2 protein-coding genes are annotated in these 2,786 nt (G+C 65.7%); both read right to left on the reverse strand.

Features of this window, described 5'->3' with window-relative positions; all coding sequences use genetic code 11:
- On the reverse strand, window positions 1-968 hold a 968-nt coding region (locus QZ213_RS26955), incomplete at its 3' end, for a biotin carboxylase N-terminal domain-containing protein (protein ID WP_291689093.1).
- On the reverse strand, window positions 965-2,581 hold the full coding sequence (locus QZ213_RS26960) for an acyl-CoA carboxylase subunit beta (protein ID WP_291689094.1): 1,617 nt from the start codon (window positions 2,579-2,581) through the stop codon (window positions 965-967). The genes QZ213_RS26955 and QZ213_RS26960, both read right to left, overlap by 4 nt.
- Window positions 2,582-2,786: the final 205 nt, after the last annotated feature.

Consider the following 2,786-nt stretch of genomic DNA (forward strand, 5'->3'; position numbering starts at 1 on the left):
CGCAACTGCAGTTCGACCAGATCGAGCCCGGTTATGGCCTCGGTGACGGGGTGCTCGACCTGAAGGCGCGTGTTCATCTCCATGAAATAGAACTCGCCGCTTGAATCGAGCAGGAACTCCAGCGTGCCGGCGCCCTCATAGCCGATCGACTTGATCGCCTTGACCGCAATCGCGCCCATCCGCGCCCGCAACTCCGGCGTGACGGCCGGCGACGGCGCTTCCTCGATCAGCTTCTGGTGCCGCCGCTGCACCGAACAATCGCGTTCGCCGAGATGGATCGCGTTGCCATGGGCGTCGCCGAACACCTGGATCTCGATATGGCGGGGATCGACAATCGCCCGCTCCAGAATCACGGTGGCGTCGCCGAACGCGGCCTTCGCCTCGGAGCGCGCGCTGCGCAGGGCGTCGGGAAATGCGGCGGCATCCCGAACGAGCCGCATGCCGCGTCCTCCGCCGCCGGCGACGGCCTTTATCATGACGGGAAAGCCGATCTTCTTTGCTTCCGCGAGCATTATTGCGTCGCTCTGGTCCGCGCCCTGATAGCCGGGGACGCAGGGCACGCCGGCGGCCAGCATGATTTCCTTGGCGCCGGCCTTGTTGCCCATCGCCTTGATGGCGTCGGGCGATGGCCCGATGAAAACGAGACCCGCATCGCGGCAGGCCTGGGCAAAATCCTCGTTCTCGGCGAGAAAACCGTAGCCGGGATGAACCGCGTCGGCTCCGCTTGATTTCGCCGCTGCGATGATCGCCGCAATATTGAGATAGGATTGCGCCGGCAGCGCCTCGCCGATCCGCACCGCTTCATCCGCCTCGCGCACGTGCAACGCATCACGGTCGGCGTCGGAATAAACGGCGACCACGCCATAGCCCAGCCGGCGCGCGGTCCGCATGATCCGCAAGCTAATCTCGCCTCGATTGGCGATCAGGATCTTGTGGAATGGCCTTGCCTTCATCGACCCGTTTCTCATGGCCGGGCCACCGAGAACTGCATGCGCTGGGGCGTGCGCGCCTCGGCCTCGCGGCAGATCGCCAGCACCTCGCTCAGGATCGCGCGCGTGTCGCGCGGATCGATCACGCCGTCATCGAGCACGCGCGCGCTGGTCGCGAACACGTCCATCTGGCCGTCGAACACGCCCGTGATCTGCGCCTTCATCGCATCGAGCTTTTCCTGCTCGATCGGCTTGCCGCGCCGGATCGCGGCGGCCTCGGTCACGATCGCCATGGTCTCGGCGGCCTGCTCGCCGCCCATTACCGCGGTCTTGGCGTTTGGCCAGGAGAAGCAGAAGCGCGGATGGAAGCCGCGGCCGCACATGCCGTAATTGCCGGCCCCGAACGACGCGCCGCAATAGATCGTGATCTGCGGCACGGTGGCCGAAGTCACGGCCTGGATCATCTTCGAGCCGTGCTTGATCATTCCTGCTTCTTCATAAGCTTTGCCGACCATGTAGCCGGTGGTGTTGTTCAGATACAGCAGTGGCGTGCGCGACTGGCAGCAGGCCTGGATGAAGTGCGTCGCCTTGTTGGCGCCGGCGGGATCGAGCGGGCCGTTATTGGTGATGATGCCGATCGCCTGGCCCTCGATGCGGGCGTGCCCGCATACGGTGGCGGGGCCGTAATTGGTGCCGAACTCGGTGAAATCGGAATCGTCGATGATCCGCGCGATCACCTGCCGCATGTCCACGGGGCGCTTGTGGTCCATCGGCATGATGCCGAGCAGGTCCTCGGGATCGTGCCGCGGCGGACGATGGGTGGCGGTACTCGCAACCGGCCGGTCCCATTCCAGATTGGCCATGATGTCGCGGGCGATCCGCAGCGCGTCGCGGTCGTCCTCGGCGAGATAATCGCCGAGGCCCGAAATGCTGGTGTGCATCTCGGCGCCGCCGAGTTCCTCTTCGGTGGCGATTTCGCCGGTGGCGGCCTTCAGCAGCGGCGGCCCCGCGAGAAACGCCCGCGTGCGGCCGCGCACCATCACGATGTAATCCGACAGTCCCGTCTGGTAGGCGCCGCCCGCGGTCGAGGAGCCGTGCGTCACCGTCACCACGGGCAGCCCCGCCGCCGACAGCCGCGCCAGGTTGCGGAAGATGTTGCCGCCCCGCACGAAATCCTCGACGCGGTAGCGCAGCAGATTGGCGCCGGCGCTTTCGACCAGTTGCACGTAAGGCAGCTTGTTCTCCAGCGTCAGTTCCTGCACCCGCAGCGTCTTGTCGAGGCCGTACGCCTGCAGCGCGCCGGCATCGATGCCGGAATCGTTGGCGCTGACCATGCAGCGGATGCCCGCGACGAATCCGATGCCGGCGATCAGCCCGCCGCCGGGAACGCTCTTGTCGGCGTCGGGATTATCGAACCGGTAACCGGCGAGCGTCGAGAGTTCGATGAAGGGCCCGCCGGGATCGAGCACCAGCGCCACGCGCTCCCGCGGCAGCAATTGCCCGCGCTTGTGAAAGCGGTCCTTGGCCAGGGCCGATGCCGCGCGCGCCCGCTCTTCCAGCGCGCGCATCCGCGCAATCAGCACCAGCATGCCCTCGCGGTTGGCCTGGTAGGGGGCGCTGGATGGGGCAATGGTATTTTCAATCAGAGCCATGAACTTATCCTACTCATCATTCCGGGCTCGCGCTTCGCGCGCCCCGGAATGACGACGATGATGTCGGGGAGCCTCACGCGCTCTCTTTCAAAAAATGGTCGGCAAAAGCCTGGCGCAGTTCGACCTTGCGCAGCTTGCCGGTCGCGGTCATCGGCATTTCGTCGAGGATCCGGATGAATTTCGGCACCTGGAAGCCGCCGAGATG

This window comes from Bradyrhizobium sp. (assembly GCF_017881085.1).
Taxonomy (GTDB): Bacteria; Pseudomonadota; Alphaproteobacteria; order Rhizobiales; family Xanthobacteraceae; genus Bradyrhizobium.